General features: G+C 60.6%; 8 protein-coding genes. 5 read left to right on the plus strand and 3 right to left on the minus strand.

The genetic code is table 11. The features are described from left to right. Positions 1–492 precede the first annotated feature (492 nt). Positions 493–2,859: a DNA polymerase II gene (locus ACSQ8V_RS33590; RefSeq protein ID WP_436209238.1), complete on the minus strand. Its 2,367-nt coding sequence runs from the start codon at positions 2,857–2,859 to the stop codon at positions 493–495. A gap of 286 nt (positions 2,860–3,145) precedes the next feature. Here ACSQ8V_RS33590 and ACSQ8V_RS33595 point away from each other — a divergent pair, with 286 nt between their 5' ends. The 4 genes from ACSQ8V_RS33595 to ACSQ8V_RS33610 are packed head-to-tail and all read left to right on the plus strand — an operon-like array spanning position 3,146 to position 8,389. Next, positions 3,146–4,819: an ABC transporter substrate-binding protein gene (locus tag ACSQ8V_RS33595; RefSeq protein ID WP_436208694.1), complete on the plus strand. Its 1,674-nt coding sequence runs from the start codon at positions 3,146–3,148 to the stop codon at positions 4,817–4,819. 2 nt (positions 4,820–4,821) lie between these two features. Beyond that, positions 4,822–5,751 carry an ABC transporter permease gene (locus ACSQ8V_RS33600; protein ID WP_213765975.1) on the plus strand — a complete coding sequence of 310 codons (930 nt, stop codon included), beginning with the start codon at positions 4,822–4,824 and terminating at the stop codon, positions 5,749–5,751. Continuing rightward, a complete protein-coding gene (locus ACSQ8V_RS33605) occupies positions 5,748–6,611 on the plus strand; it encodes an ABC transporter permease (RefSeq protein WP_436208695.1) in 864 nt (287 codons plus the stop codon). The genes ACSQ8V_RS33600 and ACSQ8V_RS33605 overlap by 4 nt, the downstream gene beginning before the upstream one ends. Next, complete coding sequence (locus ACSQ8V_RS33610; protein WP_436208696.1) at positions 6,608–8,389, plus strand: dipeptide ABC transporter ATP-binding protein; 1,782 nt, start codon at positions 6,608–6,610, stop codon at positions 8,387–8,389. Before ACSQ8V_RS33605 ends, ACSQ8V_RS33610 begins: the two co-directional genes overlap by 4 nt. 74 nt (positions 8,390–8,463) lie before the next feature. Here the strand turns inward: ACSQ8V_RS33610 and ACSQ8V_RS33615 are convergent, their stop codons facing one another. Together ACSQ8V_RS33615 and ACSQ8V_RS33620 are read right to left on the minus strand one after the other, a co-directional pair. Further along, on the minus strand, positions 8,464–9,828 hold the full coding sequence (locus ACSQ8V_RS33615) for an LLM class flavin-dependent oxidoreductase (protein ID WP_436208697.1): 1,365 nt from the start codon (positions 9,826–9,828) through the stop codon (positions 8,464–8,466). A 72-nt stretch (positions 9,829–9,900) separates the two neighbouring features. Continuing rightward, positions 9,901–11,253: an LLM class flavin-dependent oxidoreductase gene (locus ACSQ8V_RS33620; protein ID WP_213765979.1), complete on the minus strand. Its 1,353-nt coding sequence runs from the start codon at positions 11,251–11,253 to the stop codon at positions 9,901–9,903. 1,321 nt (positions 11,254–12,574) lie between these two features. On the opposite strand from ACSQ8V_RS33620, the gene ACSQ8V_RS33625 reads away from it, so the two are divergent. Continuing rightward, the gene (locus ACSQ8V_RS33625) at positions 12,575–13,873 is read left to right on the plus strand and encodes an acyl-CoA dehydrogenase family protein (protein ID WP_436208698.1); all 1,299 of its coding nucleotides are present in this window, start codon (positions 12,575–12,577) and stop codon (positions 13,871–13,873) included. Positions 13,874–14,014: the final 141 nt, after the last annotated feature.

Here is a 14,014-nt window from a genome sequence, read left to right on the forward strand (position 1 = left end):
GAGGGTTTAATAGGGTAGGAGGTTATATCAAGCATTGTCATTTGGCAAAGCATCAGAGACTCAATAAATAATGGAATTAATATCGCAATTCGTTTCGGTGTTTCAATTTTTTGTGCGACGAGTATATCCACCGACAACGCAGATACAAACACCCCGAACCGTTCCGAGTCTCGAAGCCCCCTATCCAACCAGACCTGCCCGGTAGTTACGACCATCGCGGCGGCTCGGCAGTTCTTTGCCGGTTTCGATGCGTCCGTCATGCCGGTCGTCCCTATCGCTCCACCTGCGATTGCCGCGCTCGAAGCCAACGACGCTTGGGGTTCAGGAAGCGGGTAAGGGCACCGTGGCGACGACGCATACGGCTCTTGCCCGGCCGGCCCGTATCGCTCATAACGAAGCAAGAGCCCAAGCCCCAACCAAATCAACACCTTGCCTGACCTCCCCAAGACTTGTCCACAGCCTTGCCAACAGTTTCTGTGGATATCGTCGTGGCTAAAACAACTCGTGCTGACCGGAGACCAGCGTCTGGAAGTCGCTTTGCAGAAGCGGCAAGATAGCGTCGGCGATGGGCTGCAACTGCCGTGTCATATAGTGATCGTAGTCAATGGCAGCTTGCAAGGTTTCAAGCGGTTCCGGTCCCGCGCTCGTCATCACATAGCTGATCCAGCCGCCGCGTTGATACTGCAACGGCCGGCCGCGCTCTCGGTTGAACTCATCGGCCAGGCGAGCCGCGCGGACATGCGGCGGCACGTTGCGCTCATACGCATCCAATGGCCGGCGCAGGCGCTTTCTATATACGAGCAACTCGTCGAACTCGCCGCTCAGCGTGCGCCGCACGTAGTCGCGAACATAGTCCTGATATGGCTCGCCCTTGAAGATTCGCAAATAGAGTTCTCGCTGAAACCGCTGCGCGAGCGGAGTCCAGTCGCTGCGAACGGTTTCAAGTCCCTTATAGACGACCTCTTCGCTACCATCGGGCAGAAGGCTAAGACCGGCGTAACGCTTCTTGCTGCCTTCTTCCGCGCCACGAATCGTCGGCATGAAAAACCGGCGATAGTGCCGCTCGAATTGCAGTTCAAGCGCGCTCTCCAGGCCGAAGCGCTCTCGCACATGATCCTGCCACCACGCATTCACGCGTTGGACGAGCAGCCCGCCAATGCGCGCCGCTTCTTCCTCGCTTCGAGCGTGCTTTAGCCAGACGAACGTTGAATCCGTATCACCGTAGATCACTTCGTATCCTTCGGCTTCAATCAACTCACGCGTTTTACGCATGATTTCATGACCGCGCATGGTGATCGAGGAGGCGAGCCGAGGGTCGAAGAAGCGGCATCCGGTGGAACCCAGCACGCCGTAGAACGCGTTCATGATGATCTTCAACGCTTGCGACAGCGGCTGGTTGTGCTCGCGCTTGGCTTCCTCTCGACCTTTCCAGACCTGATCGACAATGGCCGGCAGACTATGACGCGTGCGCGAGAATCGTGCGCCAAGAAAACCGGGCACCGAGTGCAGATCGTCGGGATGGCGCAAACCGTCCACCAGCCCGACGGGGTCGATAAGGAACGTGCGAATGATCGAGGGGTAAAGGCTTTTATAGTCGAGAACCAGAACGGAGTCGTAAAGGCCCGGACGCGAATTCATCACGAATCCACCTGGACTTGCCGCACCGGCAACATCGCCGAGATTGGGCGCGACGAAGCCTTGCCGATGCATCCGCGGCATATACAAGTGCGTAAAAGCCGCCACAGATCCACCGCTGCGATCAGCCGGCAGGCCGGTGACCGTTGCACGCTCGAGCAGGAAGTGGAGCAGTTCAGTCTTCGCAAAGACCCGCGTGACGAGCTCGCAATCCTTCAGGTTGTAGCGTGCGAGAGCAGGCTTGTCTTCATCGAAACGACGCTGGATTTCATCCATCCGCTGGTACGGGTTGTCGATGGCCTTGCCTTCACCCAGCACGCTCTGCGCGACATACTCGAGACTGAACGAAGGGAAGCTCCATGTTGCCGACCTGAGCGCTTCAATGCCATCGATCAGCAATCGTCCCGCCGCGCCTGCGAAGAAATGGTTTTGAGTGAGACCATGCTGCCGCCATTCCATCACGCTCCCGCCGCGACCCAGCCGCAGTGGAACCTGGTAAAGCTGCGAGTGTTCCTGCAATACGCGCAGATCGAACTGAACCAGGTTCCAGCCGATGATCGCATCGGGATCGTGCTTCTCAAGCCACTCGTTGAGTTTTTCCAGCAGGAGAGGGCGGCTTTCGCAGTATTCAAGCTTGAAGTCGATGCCGTTGCTGTCGCCGTTAGGCGGTCCCAGCATATAAACCTGACGCTCGCCGCAGCCTTCGAGCGCGATGGAATAGAGCTCCGTTTTCGCGCTGGTTTCTATGTCGAGCGAAACCAGTTTCAAGTTCGGCCTATAGCCAGGCACGGGCCTCAACTCGCTGTTCAGAAGCGGACCGTCTCCGTGAGACTCGCCGGTGAACACGACCGGCGCCGTGATAAAGCGCTCCATCATGTAGCGGTCGGGCGGAAAGACATCGGCTTCGTACACATCGACGCCACCTTGCTTCAGGCGCCTCTCCAACCCCGTCAATTGCCGATATTGCTTGCTATACAGGCCCAGCACCGGCCGATGATTAAAGTCGACGAGATCCAGCGGGCGGAGCTCCACCTGCTTCTCTCGTTGCAAGACTGTTTCGGCGCGCTCGCGTTGTTCAGCCGGAATGAACGCGACCGAATCCTGTGGACGCAACCGCAGGTGACGGGGACCCTCGTCCGTCGCCAGCCAGAATTCGACCACCGTTCCATCGGCGGTGTCCCGCCAATGCCGCGTCAGAATAAAACCTTGTTGATGCCCGCTCAGATGCTCACCTTGAAAAAACGTGTCTTCGGTATGGATTTTAGTGGGTGCGCGACTTTCCTGTCCGGTTTGCCGCTTCCCTACGCTCGGTCTGAACACCCCAGCGTAAGCCAATCCTTCCGATCGATATGAAATCGCATCCTCTATACATAGAATAATTGCTACGTTTGCCACGCCTGTCTCGCCGCCTACGATGCAAGGTCAATTTTCGCGTAGTCGCCTCAAGCGACCGCATGACCGCAGCGGACCCTTCCACGGGCCGCTCGACCTTCGACAGGAATCCGGTTAGATGAACGCAAGACTTCTCGCGCTCGTGGGCGTGACGACCCTTAGTGCCGGTTTAGTACTGAGTGGCTGCAGCAAATCCCAATCCGCTTTGCCTCAGCAACAAACGTCAGCAAAACCGGTTTCGGGCGGCGCGCTCACGTGGGGTGTCACGACGGAACCCGCGTGCTTCGATCCCCATCGTTCATCGCAACAAAACGCGTTCTGGGTGATCCGCAATTTCATCGATTCATTGATCAGCAAGAAAACCGACGGCACCTACGCGCCGTGGCTGGCCAAGTCATGGACGGTCGCGGACGACGGCAAAAGCTACACATTCACTCTGCGCGACGACGTCAAGTTCACCGATGGCACTCCGTTCAACGCGGCAGCGGTCAAGGCCAACTTCGACTACATCCTGAACAATGTCAGCACGACCTCGGCATCGGCTTCGCTACTGGTGCATTTCGACCATGCGGAGGTGGTGTCGCCGACGGTGATCAAGCTCGTCATGAAGCAGGCCGATTCGACGACACTCGAATCGCTGTCGAGCGTGAAGCTCGGTTTTATCTCGCCGAAGGCGCTCGCCGAGAACAAGGACCTGTGCGGGGGCGGACCCGGCATCGTCGGGACGGGACCGTTCGTATTCAAGTCATATCAGCGCGGCCAGTCAGCGATTTTCGAACGCAATCCGGACTATCAGTGGGGACCCGGGAACGCGCAGCATCAAGGCCCGGCCTATCTTGATCGCGTCACGTACCGCTTCCTGCCGGAAGCCGCCGTACGCACCGGCGCGCTCAGTTCGGGGCAAGTCGATCTGATCGAAGGCGTGCAGCCCACCGATATCGCCGTATTCGACAAGGTCGATGGATTCCAGTACCTGACCGGCCCGTCGGCGACGACCTCGTTCACGCTCAACATCAATTACACCGTTGCGCCAGCGAACGATGTACGCGTGCGCCGTGCGTTGCGCGACGGTTTCGATCTCGACGGGATCGTCAAGAGCGTGTATCTGGGTACCGTGCGGCGCGCTTATTCGAACATCGGACCGGACAACGCGGACTATGACGCGAGTCTCAAAGGATCGTGGGGCAACAAGGTCGCCGAGGCTAACAAGCTGCTCGACGATGCCGGCTGGACGCAGCGCGACAGCGACGGTTTTCGTACGCGCGAGGGTAAGCGGCTCTCCATTGAGGTCGGCTATCCGCAGCCCTACGTACGCGACAGCCGCGACGTGTTGATTCGCGCGGTGCAGTCCGAGTTGCGTCAGAACATTGGGCTTGATCTCGGCTTGCGCATCACCACGGCAGGTGACTTTGCCAACCAGAAGGCGACCGGCAACTGGACCATCTATCCGAACACCGACAACCCGTCGGATGTCGCCATGGAGCTATGGGACATGCTGGGTGACCAGGGTTTCCTCTACAACGCCATCAAGAATCCCGACACAACCCTGGTCGACGATATCAACCGTGCCCGTCTCCTGCCCGTGGGCGAGGAGCGCCGCAAGCTGCTCGCCAAGATCCAGACGCGTGCGGTGGATCAGGCGTTCATTGTGCCGCTTTTCGCGCCGGCTTATCACCTGGCCGCGAAGTCGAACGTACATGGTATCGGCTTTGAACCGGAACTGGACGGCCCGGCGAGTTCTTACGATCTGTGGGTCGAGACGCAGACCGGGCAGGCCAAGCAGGGAGGCTGAAGATGCTTCAAAAGATCGTTACGCGCTTGCTGACCGGCGTGCTCGTGCTGTGGCTTGCGGCCACGGCCGCGTTCGTGGCTATTCACGCGTTGCCCGGACGTATCGAAGATGTGCTTGCCGGGGATCTGGCGTATCCCGGCTTGCGCGAAGCGATCGCGGCGCAATGGGGACTCGATCGCAGTCTTCCCTGGCAGTACGGGCAATTCCTGTTGCGGCTGGGTCATGCGGATCTGGGCACGTCGTTCGTGATGCAACAGCCTGTTTCTGCCGTGCTGCGTAGCCAGCTTTTGCCGACAGCGGAGCTGGCGGGATCGGCCGGGCTGCTGGCCATCGTGCTGGCGATCCTGATTGCCACGCTGACCGCCGGGTCGGCATCGAGACAGGGTGCATGGGGTACTCGTATCGCGTCGGTGCTCGAGCTTACGTTCACGTCCACGCCGGTATTCTGGCTCGGCATGTTGTTGCTGATCGTCTTCTCATTCCAGTTGCGCCTCTTCCCCGTGTCGGGTGCAAGCGGCTGGCGTTCGCTCGTGCTGCCTGCGGTTACGCTGGCGTTGCCGACGGCGGGGATCCTGTCGCAAGTGATGCGCGAGGCGCTTGAGGCGGCGCTGGAAAAACCCTTCGTCACCACGATCCGTGCGCGGGGCGTGGGCGAGCTTGCACTGCGCTTTCGGCACGTTCTCCGGCATGCGTTACTGCCGGTCGTGACGCTGGGCGGCTGGCTCATTGGCAGCCTGCTCGGCGGCGCGGTGATCACCGAAAAAATGTTCGGGCGGCCCGGCATTGGCAGCGTGACGCTCAATGCGGTCACCGCGCAGGACGTGCCGGTCGTACTCGCCGTGGTGCTGCTCGCGGCCTTCGTCCACGTGGTGATCTCGACGCTGCTCGATGTCGCCTATCTGTTCATCGACCCAAGGTTGCGCAGCCAATGAGCGAGATCATTTATCCGGCCCCGCCCGCCAAGCGGCCTTCGGAGTGGTCGATACAGGCCATTCCCCCAAGCGTATTGCTTGCTGGCATCTTCTTGCTGGCGCTAGCCGTTGCCATTGCTTATCCACCGCTCGTCACGCACTTCGATCCGCTCACAAGCGACATCGCGCAGACACTGCAGCCGCCCGGCGTGCAGCACTGGTTCGGCACCGACCGCATTGGCCGCGATGTTTTCTCGCGGGTGATCTACGGGGCGCGTTATTCGCTGCTGATCGGACTTGCAAGCATGCTCGTGAGCCTGGCAATCGGACTCGTAATCGGCATGACGGCTGGCCTCGGAAAACGTCTCACCGATGAATCCGCTTCGCGCGTGTTCGACGTGCTTTCGGCCTTTCCGCCCATCCTGTTGTCGCTGTTCGTCGTCACGTTCCTCGGACAGGGCATTGTCAATATCGCGATTGCGGTAGGCATCGCGGGCATTCCGAAATTCGGGCGGGTGCTGCGCAGCCAGACACTCGTGGTACGGCGTGCCGACTATGTCACGCACGCTGTGAGCTATGGGCTCTCGCGTAGCCGCGTGTTCTTGCGTCACGTGCTGCCCAACGTGCTGGTTGTCGTGCCGGTGATCGCGACCATCGACATTGGCAGCGCGATCATCGCGGTATCCGGTTTGAGTTTCCTGGGGCTTGGGCCGCAGCCGCCGACACCCGAATGGGGCGTCATGCTCGCCGAGGGCCGCGACGTGTTGCGGGTCGCGTGGTGGCCGAGCGTATTCCCCGGGCTCGCGATTACGCTGACTGTTATAGCGTTTTCTGTGATCGGCAAGTTTTTGCAACGCAAGGTCGAGGGACGAACGCGATGACAGCCACCGTGCATCAGCTGAAAAAACTAGTCGATATCCGCGGCCTGACCATCCGTTTTCCCGGCGCGAACGGGGGCGAACCGCTTGTGCGTGGCGTCGATCTCTCCATCCATGCCGGCGAGTGTGTGGCGCTGGTGGGCGAGTCGGGTTCGGGCAAGAGTCTGACGGCGCGTTCGCTGCTTGGTCTGGCGGGACCGCATGCATTGATCGATGCCAGCCAGTTCGACATCGATGGACGCCAGGCGCTGCGCTTCAGCGAGCACGATTGGCGCTCGCTGCGTGGCACCTTCGCGGGACTGGTGATGCAGGACGCGCTCGTTTCGCTTGATCCGCTGCGCACGGTGGGTGCGGAGATAGGCGAGGTGCTGGTGCATCATCGGCTCGCACGGTCGCGCCGCGAACGCCGGGAGCGGGTTCACGCGGTGATGCAGGACGTTGGTATTGCCGAACCGGAACATCGCGCGAATCAGTATGCGCACGAGTTGTCCGGCGGTTTGCGGCAGCGTGCGCTGATTGCCTCGGCCATAGCAGCAGGACCCGCGCTCGTGATCGCCGACGAACCGACTACGGCGCTGGATGTGACCGTTCAGGCGCAGGTCCTCGCGGTTCTTGCGGCGCGTCTCGAACAGGGCGTGGGTGTGCTGCTGATCAGCCACGATCTGGCGGTGGTCGCCGGTGTGGCTGATCGTGTCCTCGTGATGCACAACGGTGAAGTGGTCGACAGCGGAACTACCGAGAGCGTGCTGAACAATCCTTCGCATCCATATACGCGGCAGTTGCTGGCCGCACAACCGTCGGCGCAGTCGCGAGGGTATCGGCTAAGTTCCGCGCGGTTCGTGACGACAGTGACGGCTCACGGCGAAGCCAAAGGGGACACCGCCGCCAACGCGCCGCTGGTCGTGCGCGAGCCCTTGCCGCCGCGACGTGCTCGCTCGCAAAAGGTCGTGCTGCGCGCTGAAGGTATCGGCAAGCATTATTCGCGGCGTGGCACACATCGCGGCGAGACTTTTACTGCGCTGCAGGACATCTCGTTCGCCGTGCATGAAGGGGAGGTGCTAGGTATTGTCGGCGAGTCCGGTTCCGGAAAAAGCACCTGTGCGAACATTGTTCTGGGACTGGTCGAGCCGGATGCCGGTAACGTCGAATTTCTCGATACGCGCTGGAACGGCAACGGAGTCTCCGAGCGCTCGCGCCGTGACTTGCGGCCACGCCTTCAGTACATTCCGCAAGATCCGCTCAGTTCGTTCGACCCGCGTCATACAGTGGGCCAGTTGCTTGAAGAAGCGTTGTGGTCGAAGCGCTTGTTGAAGCCGGCGTTGCTTGCGAAAAGCGTCGAGCTGCTTGAACAGGTCGGACTCGGTGCAGAGTTTCTCGACCGTCGTCCAACGTCGCTCTCAGGTGGCCAGAGGCAGCGCGTGGCAATCGCGCGTGCGCTTGCTCCGGAGCCCGCACTGATTGTCTGCGACGAGCCCGTGTCCGCCCTCGATGTTTACGTCCAGGCACAGGTGCTCGACTTGTTGGCGGAGTTGCAGGGACGGCTGCATACGTCGTTGCTGTTCATCTCGCACGATCTCGACGTCGTGCGTCATATCAGTGATCGGGTGCTGGTCTTCAAGGATGGCCGCATTGTCGAAGAAGGCGAGGCCGAACGCGTGTTCGCGGCACCTGAGCATGCGTACACGAAGCTTTTGATGTCATCGACGCCGGCGTTTCGGCGTTCATACCTTGATGACAAGATCAGGACCGAAGGCCAGTTGCCGGAGCACGAGATGTACTGACGGCTCCGCGCTTTAAAGAGCTGGTGGCTGCGGCCGGCCAGTGTTCATGTTGAACTCCGCCCGACCCTGTCCTCTCAGGCCGCCACCGCGCCTGCCTTTTCGGCGGAGTACTGGTTGGCAGGCCGCGCAAGGCCAAGATTAGCTCGCAGCGTCCGGCCTTCATACTCCGTCCGAAACAGCCCACGGCGGCGCAACTCCGGCAGCACCAGTTCGATGAAATCAGTCAGGCTGCCCGGCAGAACCGCGGGCATGACGTTGTAGCCGTCGGCCCCATATTGGACGAAGCGTTCTTCCAGTTGATCAGCGATCTGCTCAGGCGTTCCGACCACTTGCCAATGTCCGCGTGCGCCCGCCACGCGCAGATAAAGCTGGCGAATTGTCAGGTTTTCGCGCCGTGCCAATTCAAGCGTGAGCAGTTGACGGCTCTTGCTCGCGTTCGTTTCCGGCAGCTCGGGAATCGGGCCATCGAGCGGGTAAGCCGACAAGTCGAAACCACCGGTAAGGCCCGAGACCAGCGCAAGGCCCACTGCGGGGTCGATCAGCGATTGCAGATGCTCGAACTTCTCGCGCGCCTCGCTTTCGGTGCGCCCGACAATGGGCATCACTCCCGGCATGATCTTCAGCTCATCCGGATGACGCCCATGTTGTTCGAGGCGGCCTTTGACATCGGCATAAAAATCGATCGCGTCCTGAAGGGTTTGCTGCGCCGTGAAGATAACCTCGGCCGTACGGGCGGCCAGCGCCCGGCCAGCTTCCGATGATCCTGCCTGCACGACCACCGGCTGACCTTGCGGCGAGCGAGCAACGTTCAACGGCCCCTTGACCTGGAAAAATCGTCCCTTGTGATCGAGGACGTGACGCTTGGCGGGATTAAAGAAACGGCCTTGCTCCTTGTCGCGCAAGAATGCATCGTCCTCCCAACTATCCCAAAGCCGGTCGACGACTTCTGCAAACTCGGTCGCCCGATCATAGCGCTCGCCATGATCGAAATGCTTGTCGCGATTGAAGTTCTTCGCTTCATGCTCATTCGACGAAGTAACGAGGTTCCATCCCGCGCGGCCGCCGCTGATATGGTCGAGCGATGCAAATTTGCGGGCGATGTGATACGGCTCGTTGAAGCTGGTCGACGCCGTGCCGACCAGACCGATGTTCTCTGTCACGGCAGCCAGTGCCGACAGCAACGTGATGGGCTCGAACTGCGCGATGTAGCTGTGAGCGGTGCGGCTCAGGAAGTCCAGGTTATCGCCTCGGGTGCCGACGCCATCGGCGAGAAACAGAAGATCGAATTTCGCTGCTTGCGCCGCTTGGGCAAGCTGCACGTAGTGCCGGAAATTAACGCCGGCGTCCGCCTGGGCATCCGGGTGCCGCCACGCGGCAATGTGATGTCCTGCGGGATAAAGAAAAGCGCCTAGGCGCAGTTGTCCGGTTCGCTTGGCCATGGAGTGTGGGATCGGGATGCTTCGTGAAAGGGGACGCCGTCGTGCGTGAATTCGCTTGGTGCGGCTGCATGCTCAGGCGCTTTTGCGCCATAAGTGCTGGTTCTCCGGACGCGCCAGACCGAGATGCTCGCGCAGCGTCGTGCCTTCGTAGGCGGTGCGAAAGATGCCGCGCTGGCGAAGGATTGGAACGACGCCATCGACGAAGTCCTGCAATCCACCCGGCAATGTATCGGGCATGAGGTTGAAGCCGTCGGCAGCCCCGGCTCTGAACCAGCGTTCGATGTCATCGGCGATTTGCTCGGGCGTGCCCACGATGACACGATGACCCCCGCCTCCGGCAAGCGCCCGAATGAGTTGGCGCACGGTGTAGCCGTGCTGCCGGGCTTGCGCCAGCGTGGCGTGAAAGAACGTGTGGTTGCCGTTGCCCTGGCCGGGCAAGGACAGGTTGTCCGGTAGTTGTTCATCCAGCTTGAGACGGTCTGGCGTTACGCCCAGGACACCGGCCAGCCGGGTGAGGCTATAACTCCATGGAATCAGGTCCACCAGTTCATCGCGGCGACGCAACGCTTCGGCCTCCGTTGCGCCGATGATCGTGGTCAGTCCCGCCAGTACCTTCACGGCGTCGGGACCCCGTCCAAAGGCTGCTGCGCGCGCCTTCAGATCGCGTCCGTAGGCTAATGATTCGTCGAACGATTGCGAGGCCGAGAACACCGCCTCCGCATGCCGCGCCGCAAGCTCGCGGCCATCGCCGGAAGCGCCGGCTTGCACCAGCACCGGATGTCCTTGCGGCGAACGCGGCACATTCAACGGACCTTGCACCGAGAAATGCGTGCCTCGATGCGAGACGGGATGAACCTTGGCGGTATCGACGAATAGTCCGCTCGTTTTATCGCCGATGATCGCGCCGTCTTCCCAACTGTCCCAGAGCGCCTTGACGACGCTGGTGAATTCCGCGGCGCGTGCGTAGCGCTCGGCGTGATCGGGCACTGCGTCGCGGCCGAAATTGCGTGCCGAGCCCAGGTCCGCGGTCGTCACGACGTTCCAGCCGGCGCGACCGCCGCTGACATGGTCGAGCGTGGCGAAGCGGCGCGCGATGTTGTACGGTTCGTTGTAACTGGTGGACGCGGTGCCGATCACGCCGATATGCGAGGTTGCTGCCGCGATGCTGGCGAGCAGGATGGTCGGCTCGAGCGCGGTGATCGGGCGAAAGTCGATCTGGTCGGCGATGGAGGCGTTGTCGGCGAGAAACACGGCATCGAAGCCGGCTGCTTCTGCGATTTGCGCGACCCGCACGTAGTGACGGACGTCGATGAACGCTTGGGGATCGGCGTCGGCCAGGCGCCAAGCGGACGGAACGAAACCCGAATGCAGGATATTGACGTTGAGGTGAAGTTGTCGGGGGGGAGTATTGGGAAGTTGGGTCATCTTGCTCTAGCGCTTATTAGCTGACTTTGGATTCTTGATCGGACAGCCGCGCAAAGCGACGAATAAATCCGCCGATCGATATACGATAAGGAGATTTCGCTCGCGCCGGTGGACGGGGGGGTGGGTTTTGGGGTTGGTGGTCGGGGGTTATGCCGGGGGTGGTCGGTTCTGGGGTTGGTGGTTGGGGTGGTGGTTTCGGGGTTAGTGGTCGGGGTCTATGCCGGGTTGGTGCTTTCGGCGTTAGCGGTCTGCGAGAGTCGGATATTCTCTTTATCACTATTAGCCACTGTGCGTGGCGGCACGTCATTTCTTTGTCCAAAGCGACAAAGAAACGAAGCAAAGAAAGCGCTTTTAAACCACGCTACCCTAAGTGTCCACAGCGTGCAGTTTCTATTCATAGGTGCCCCAAAAGCACGGTGCTCGCCAGAGCGCCGGATGTTTGAACCCCTCCTTCTCGCGAATCCTGACACGAACACGCTTCGCCCCGTACGCTCTCGGGCAAGCACGAATTGCCCGGGAACCAGCACGGCCTCACGCGTCTTTTCGGTTTCGTTTTTTGGTGCGTTGGCTACGTGGTCTGAACAGTTGTTTCCGCCCGCAATGGCATCTCGCGTATTGGTACTTCATTTCTTGGCGGGTTAACTGCGTGGACCACGCGCTTATTTTCGCGACCTCGTTTTCAGCAGGGTTGGCGACGTGGTTCGAGGCGCGTACACATTTGGTGGTTGGTCGTCCGCGGATAGCGCGGGGTGCCCCTTGGGCAGATTCAGTCACTGGTGGCGAAGCGTGTGGGTATCGGTGTTCGGAGAAGGAGGGGTTCACACATCGGTGGCTCTGGCGAGCACCGTGCTTTTGGGGCACCCATGAATGAAAACTGCACGCTGTGGACACTTAGGGTAGCGTGGTTGAAAGCGTTTTCTTTGCTTCGTTTCTTTGTCGCTTTGGACAAAGAAATGACGTGCCGCCACGCACAGTGGCTAATAGTGATAAAGAGAATATCCGACTCTCGCAGACCACTAAGGCCGAAAGCAGCAACCCGGCATTGACATCGACCGCTAACCCCGGAACCGACCAACCCGGCACTAACCCCGGCACTAACCCCGACCGCTAACCCCGACCGCTAACCCCGACCGCTAACCCCGACCGCTAACCCCAGAACCCAACACCCCGACATCGACCCACCCACAAACCCTAACCCCCCCCGGGCGACGCCCACAAAACCCGACATCTACATATGGTTAGCACCTATCGTTCGTTGCCGGCAGCTTGGCGTGACACTTATCCTCATCAGTTCGCACCTGTTCAAATTGTGGAGAAGTGAATGACGACGTCAGCACCGGCGGACGCTGCGCTTTACGCGCGTTTCGCGGAGATATTCGAGCAGATCGGTAAAGGCACCATAGAACGCGAGCAAGGCCGTGAACTCGCTCGCGATGCCGTCCAAAGTTTGAAAGACAGCGGCTTTACCGCCTTGCGGGTACCACGCGAATATGGCGGCAGTGGTGTTTCATTGCCGCAGTATTTCCGTCTCCTGACGCGTTTGGGCGAAGCCGATTCGAACCTGCCGCAGATCATTCGCGCGCACTCGGGTTTCATCGAGCAGCAACTGGAAACCGGCGATGACGCAACACGTGAGCGCTGGCTAGGTCGTATCGCGAAAGGCGAGACTATCGGGGCGGCTACGTCGGAGCGCACCGGCTCCACGCACAACAGCGTGACTGTCACACCCGACGCGGATGCGGGCTTTGTTCTGCTAAACGGCGAGAAGTACTACAGCACGGGTACGCTCTATTCGGAATGGATCAACGTAGCCGCGCACGATGCGCAGACCGATCTTCACGTGCTGGTTCGAAGCGATGCACCAGGTGTGGCGCGCACCGATGACTGGGACGGTTTCGGCCAGCGTCTGACCGCCAGCGGTACAACACGTTTCGATAACGTACGCGTTCCGGTCGATCAGATCCTGTCGCGCTACAAGGCGTCAGAGCCCCGCCGTAATTCCTTGCTGACCGCTTTCTACCAGACCGTGCACCTGGCGACGCTCGCGGGTATTGCACGCGCGGTATTGCGCGATGGCGTCGCCTTCGTTCAGGGCCGTACCCGCACGTTTGGTGTAGCGGGGCAGTCGAGCCCGCGCGACAATCCGCTGGTGCATCGCGTAGTGGGGCGCCTCGCGAGTCTCGCGTATTCGGCTGAAGCGCTGGTTGAGTCGGTAGCGGCGGCGCTCGACCGGGTGCATCGGGCGCGCAACGCGGGGGTGGCAACGACAGCGGACTACATTGCCGTCGATATCCAGGCTTACCAGGCCCAGCAGATCGTGCTCGAGCAAGTGCTCGAGGCAGCCACGCTGTTGTTCGAAGTGGGCGGGGCGTCAGCGACGAGCGAGGCACGCCGGCTCGATCGCCACTGGCGCAATGCGCGCGTGATTGCTTCGCACAATCCGGCGATCCAGCGTGAGGCTGCGGTTGGTAATTACCATTTGAACGGGACCGCGCCCGAGGAGCGATTCAGTCTGTCGCATTCCACCGCGGATGCAGCCGTGCCCGCCTTCAAACAAGGCGCGGTGCATGGAGAGAAACCGGTGGTGCGGGACGATGCATTTGCCAGGACCGGCAGATAGAACGAACAGAAGCGAGACCGGGGTCTTCGGACCTCGATCGCGGCTGACACGCTACCGCGTGCTGGCGCGCAACAAAGTTACTACGGGGTGCGGCCAAAGATGGCCGCACCCCGTTTTCATCCGCGTAACGGTTGAAAACCA

It is taken from the genome of Caballeronia sp. LjRoot31, assembly GCF_964253885.1.
GTDB lineage: Bacteria > Pseudomonadota > Gammaproteobacteria > Burkholderiales > Burkholderiaceae > Caballeronia.

Bases quoted from the DNA above. Each gene is read 5' to 3' on its own strand.
- ACSQ8V_RS33620 (WP_213765979.1), bottom strand. From the start codon at position 11,253: ATGACCCAACTTCCCAATACTCCCCCCCGACAACTTCACCTCAACGTC.
- ACSQ8V_RS33600 (WP_213765975.1), top strand. From the start codon at position 4,822: ATGCTTCAAAAGATCGTTACGCGCTTGCTGACCGGCGTGCTCGTGCTG.
- ACSQ8V_RS33605 (WP_436208695.1), top strand. From the start codon at position 5,748: ATGAGCGAGATCATTTATCCGGCCCCGCCCGCCAAGCGGCCTTCGGAG.
- ACSQ8V_RS33625 (WP_436208698.1), top strand. From the start codon at position 12,575: ATGACGACGTCAGCACCGGCGGACGCTGCGCTTTACGCGCGTTTCGCG.
- ACSQ8V_RS33595 (WP_436208694.1), top strand. From the start codon at position 3,146: ATGAACGCAAGACTTCTCGCGCTCGTGGGCGTGACGACCCTTAGTGCC.
- ACSQ8V_RS33610 (WP_436208696.1), top strand. From the start codon at position 6,608: ATGACAGCCACCGTGCATCAGCTGAAAAAACTAGTCGATATCCGCGGC.
- ACSQ8V_RS33615 (WP_436208697.1), bottom strand. From the start codon at position 9,828: ATGGCCAAGCGAACCGGACAACTGCGCCTAGGCGCTTTTCTTTATCCC.